Origin of the sequence: Burkholderia sp. LMG 13014, assembly GCF_905232215.1 — a bacterium.
Lineage (GTDB): Bacteria > Pseudomonadota > Gammaproteobacteria > Burkholderiales > Burkholderiaceae > Burkholderia.
In genome coordinates, this window is record NZ_CAJNKE010000733.1 from 1 (window position 1) to 2,586 (window position 2,586).

The window sequence follows — 2,586 nt, forward strand, 5'->3', positions numbered from 1 at the left end:
AGTCGATCAGAGACCAACGTCGGGCAGCGCCGGGCGCGTTTCGAGCGCCTTCGCGACGATGGCCTTCACTTCCGCGAGCGTGTCGCCCTGCAGCGCGAGGCGCGGCGGACGCGTGATCGCGCTGCCGCGACCGACCAGCTCTTCGCACAGCTTGATGCACTGCACGAGGTCGGGGCGTGCGTCGAGGTGCAGCAGCGGCATGAACCAGCGATACAGCGCGAGCGCTTCGTCGAAACGCTTCTGCTTCGCAAGGCGGAACAGCGTCTCGCCTTCCTTCGGGAACGCGTTCGACATGCCCGACACCCAGCCTTCGGCACCGACGGCGATGCTCTCGACCACGACGTCGTCGAGGCCCGCGAACAGCACGAAGCGATCGCCGACCGCGTTGCGCAGGTCGATGAAGCGGCGCGTATCGCCCGACGAATCCTTGAAGCAGACGATGTTCTCGCAATCCTGCAGCGCGATCAGCACGTCGGGCGTCACGTCGTTCTTGTAGATCGGCGGGTTGTTGTAGACCATCACCGGCAGGTCGGTGCTGGTTGCGACCGCGCGGAAGTGCGCGGCGGTTTCGTGCGGTTTCGCCGAGTAGACGAGCGCGGGCATCACCATCACGCCGTCGACGCCGACGCGCTGTGCTTCACGCACGGTATTGCGCGCGAATTCGGTCGTGAATTCGGCGATGCCGGCGATCACCGGAATCTTGCCGCCGGCCGCGTCGCGTGCGGCCTCGATCACCTGCAGCTTCTCGCTCGTCGACAGCGACGTGTTTTCGCCGACCGTGCCGCAGACCACGAGGCCCGACACGCCGTCGTTCACCAGGTTCTTGACCACGCGGTGCGTGGCGTCGATGTCGAGGGAAAAGTCCGCTTTGAACTGGGTGCTGACAGCCGGGAAAACCCCGGTCCACTGAATGGCGTTTCGGCTCACTTCAATCTCCTACGTGTTTGTATCGGTCGGCCGACGAGGTGTCGGTGTGCAACCAGTATCGCCGCGCAAATGCCCATCACGCTTGAGTCGTATCGCGGAGCAAAATGACGAAATCGGCACAGCGACCGGACGGCGCGGGAAGGGCGCGTCGCACTATGCCGATTTCGTCGTCGTCCTCATCGAAAAGCCACAAGCGGACGGACGCGCGACGGAGGAAGCTATGCTCCTTTCCCCACTTCGGACGGCTCATGATGAAGCGCATCCAGATCATCGATTCGCACACGGGCGGCGAACCCACTCGGCTCGTCGTGTCCGGTTTCCCCGCGCTCGGCAGCGGCACGATGGCCGAGCGCCGCGACGTGCTCGCGCGCGAGCACGACCGTTACCGCACCGCCTGCATTCTCGAACCGCGCGGCAGCGACGTGCTGGTCGGCGCATTGCTGTGCGAGCCCGTGTCGCCCGATGCGGTGGCCGGCGTGATCTTCTTCAACAATAGTGGCTATCTCGGGATGTGCGGGCACGGCACGATCGGCGTCGTGCGTACGCTGCACCATATGGGGCGCATCGCGCCCGGCGTGCACCGGATCGAAACGCCCGTCGGCACCGTCGAGGCGACGCTGCACGACGATCTGTCGGTCAGCGTGCGCAACGTGCCCGCTTATCGCCATGCGAAGGGCATCGCGCTCGACGTGCCGGGTTATGGCCCCGTGAAAGGCGACATCGCGTGGGGCGGCAACTGGTTCTTCCTGATCAGTGACCACGGGCAGCGTGTCGGCGGCGACAACGTTGCGGCGCTTACCGCATACGCGTCGGCCGTGCGCGAAGGGCTCGACCGCGCGGGCATCACCGGCGCGAACGGTGGCGAGATCGATCACATCGAGCTGTTCGCCGACGATCCCGAGCACGACAGCCGCAGCTTCGTGCTGTGCCCGGGTCTCGCATACGACCGTTCGCCGTGCGGCACCGGCACGAGCGCGAAGCTCGCTTGCCTCGCGGCCGACGGCAAGCTCGCGCCGGGCGTGGTGTGGCGGCAGGCGAGCGTGATCGGCAGCGTGTTCCAGGCGAGCTACGAGCAGGCCGAAGGCGGCATCGTGCCGACGATCCGCGGCAGCGCGCACCTGAGCGCGGAAGCGACACTGTTGATCGAGGAAGACGATCCGTTCGGCTGGGGTATTGCGCCGTGAGCGACGCGAAGACGGATGTCGTCGTGATCGGCGCCGGCATAGTTGGCGCGGCGTGCGCGCACGAACTCGCGCAGCGCGGGCTGCGCGTGCTCGTCGTCGACGACGCGAGCGGCGGGGCAACCGGCGCGGGCATGGGGCACCTCGTCGCGATGGACGACAACGCGGCCGAACTCGCGCTCAGCCATTATTCGATCGAACTGTGGCGCGCGTTGAGCGGCGAGATGCCCGAAGGGTGCGCGTACCGCAACTGCGGCACGCTGTGGCTCGCGGCCGATGCGCACGAAATGGATCTGGCGCGCGCGAAGCAGGCGACGCTGGCCGCGCACGGCGTGGCGGGCGAACTGATCGACGCGGTGACGCTCGCGCAACTGGAGCCGATGCTGCGCACGGGCCTGGGCGGTGCGCTGAAGATTCCCGGCGATGCGATCCTCTATGCGCCCGTCACAGCGAACTGGCTGCTGCAGCGCGCGCGCCC

3 protein-coding genes are annotated in these 2,586 nt (G+C 67.1%); 2 read left to right on the forward strand and 1 reads right to left on the reverse strand.

All coding sequences use genetic code 11. The features are described from left to right. Nucleotides 1-6: 6 nt before the first annotated feature. Nucleotides 7-927 carry a dihydrodipicolinate synthase family protein gene (locus JYJ84_RS33775; RefSeq protein WP_122949442.1) on the reverse strand — a complete coding sequence of 307 codons (921 nt, stop codon included), beginning with the start codon at nt 925-927 and terminating at the stop codon, nt 7-9. Between the two features lie 251 nt (nt 928-1,178). Here JYJ84_RS33775 and JYJ84_RS33780 point away from each other — a divergent pair, with 251 nt between their 5' ends. Beyond that, a complete protein-coding gene (locus JYJ84_RS33780) occupies nt 1,179-2,111 on the forward strand; it encodes a 4-hydroxyproline epimerase (RefSeq protein WP_175222623.1) in 933 nt (310 codons plus the stop codon). Further along, nucleotides 2,108-2,586 (forward strand): FAD-binding oxidoreductase (locus JYJ84_RS33785; RefSeq protein ID WP_205190069.1); only part of this gene is annotated, 479 nt, incomplete at its 3' end. The genes JYJ84_RS33780 and JYJ84_RS33785, both read left to right, overlap by 4 nt.

Bases quoted from the DNA above. Each gene is read 5' to 3' on its own strand.
- JYJ84_RS33780 (WP_175222623.1), top strand. From the start codon at position 1,179: ATGAAGCGCATCCAGATCATCGATTCGCACACGGGCGGCGAACCCACT.